The organism is Methylobacterium sp. FW306-05-D (genome assembly GCF_058782155.1).
Genome location: NZ_JBYSXL010000120.1, coordinates 6,652 through 8,018 on the forward strand (window position 1 = coordinate 6,652; position 1,367 = coordinate 8,018).

Annotated in this window: 3 protein-coding genes; all 3 read right to left on the minus strand. The window is 72.3% G+C overall.

Translation table 11 applies throughout. The features are described from left to right. Positions 1–53: 53 nt before the first annotated feature. Complete coding sequence (gene lanM, locus AC3WLN_RS22915) at positions 54–467, minus strand: lanmodulin LanM (RefSeq protein ID WP_492485138.1); 414 nt, start codon at positions 465–467, stop codon at positions 54–56. A 135-nt stretch (positions 468–602) separates the two neighbouring features. Then, complete coding sequence (locus AC3WLN_RS22920; protein ID WP_492485140.1) at positions 603–1,067, minus strand: hypothetical protein; 465 nt, start codon at positions 1,065–1,067, stop codon at positions 603–605. Positions 1,068–1,152: 85 nt separating this feature from the next. After that, positions 1,153–1,367, minus strand: a 215-nt coding sequence (locus tag AC3WLN_RS22925; RefSeq protein WP_492485142.1) for a hypothetical protein, incomplete at its 5' end; no start/stop codon positions are given.

Here is a 1,367-nt window from a genome sequence, read left to right on the forward strand (position 1 = left end):
CCCCCCCGTCCTGGAGGCGGGTCGGGTTCCGGTGCCCGAGGCACCGGCCGCACTTACTTGAGGAGGGAGACCAGCGCCTTGCCGGCGGGGGTCTTCAGCTCCTTGGCGTCGAGGGTGCCGTCGTTGTCCGGATCGGCGGCCTTGAAGCGGGCCTCGACCAGGGCGAGGAACTCGGTCTTGTCGAGGGTGCCGTCCGAATCCGGATCGGCGGCCTTGAGAGCCTTCTTGCTGACGCGGCCCTTCAGCTCCTTGGCGTCGACGGTGCCGTCCTTGTCGGATTCCAGCTTGTCGAACAGGGCGCCGGCCACGGCCTGGGCCTCCTTGAGGTCGATGGTGCCGTCGTTGTCGGTATCGACCATCGAGATCACCTTCGACGCGCCCGGGCCCTTGGCCGAGGCCGGGATCGCCAGGGGCAGGGCAAGGGCGGCGGCGCCCAGGACGACGGCGAGCCGGGACAGATTGGACATGCGGAAGTCTCCTCGAAAGGCTATAACCAGGGAGCGCCTAGCACGTCACCGGACCCGCGCGGAAGATGTATCGCGCAAACCAGTCGCGCGTCGCGTGCCCCTGGTCACGCTGCGACATCGCGCCATGTCGTGCAGTCAACCGGCGCGCAGCGCGCTGTCCGGCAGGGGCTCGGCCTTGCGGATGACGCCCGCGAAGGTGACGTGCACGGCGTAGTGTCCGCCATCCCTGCTGGCGCGGACCTCGAAATGCTTCGGTTTGCGCGTCGGCACCCCATCCACCTGATACCCTGCCTGGCGCAGGGCCGCGAGGGCCGTCGCCGGGTCGGCCGAGGCTTCGTCCTGTCTCCCCGGACCGGGATGGGCGATGGCGTGACGGAGGCCGTCCGGCCCCGTGATCGCGGCGGCCTTGATCTCCGTCGGCCTGCGCTCGCCGGTCACCGCGACCGCGTCGCCGACCCTGAGGGGCACCGACCGCCCGGCCAGCGCCCTGGCGCCCTCCGGTCCGAGATCGACGAGGATTCGGCCGTCGGGCCCCTCGAGGGCGAGGCGGTGGCCGAACAGGGCCCAGATCGTTCCGTGGGTGCTGTGCATCTCGGGCATGGACATCTCTCTTTCGGATGGGGCTGGGACGCGGGGGCCCCCCCGGGCCCCCCCCCGGCGCCGTCGATCGCCGGGGGGCGCGCGTTCAGCGCGCGTCCGGCCGGGGAGCCTCGGGCTTCGGCTGGCTCGGCAGCGCGGCGAGGCGGTCGAGCATCTGCAGGGTGAGGTCGGCGCAGGCCTTCATCGGCTCGTCGTCGGCGCATTTCACGTCGAGGGCGGTCTCGCCCCGCTCCAGGCGGAAATGCGCGGCCTTCGGCGGCGGCGGGGGCGGCGCGTCGGGACCGCGGCGTGGGCCGATCG

Bases quoted from the DNA above. Each gene is read 5' to 3' on its own strand.
- lanM (WP_492485138.1), bottom strand. From the start codon at position 467: ATGTCCAATCTGTCCCGGCTCGCCGTCGTCCTGGGCGCCGCCGCCCTT.
- AC3WLN_RS22920 (WP_492485140.1), bottom strand. From the start codon at position 1,067: ATGCCCGAGATGCACAGCACCCACGGAACGATCTGGGCCCTGTTCGGC.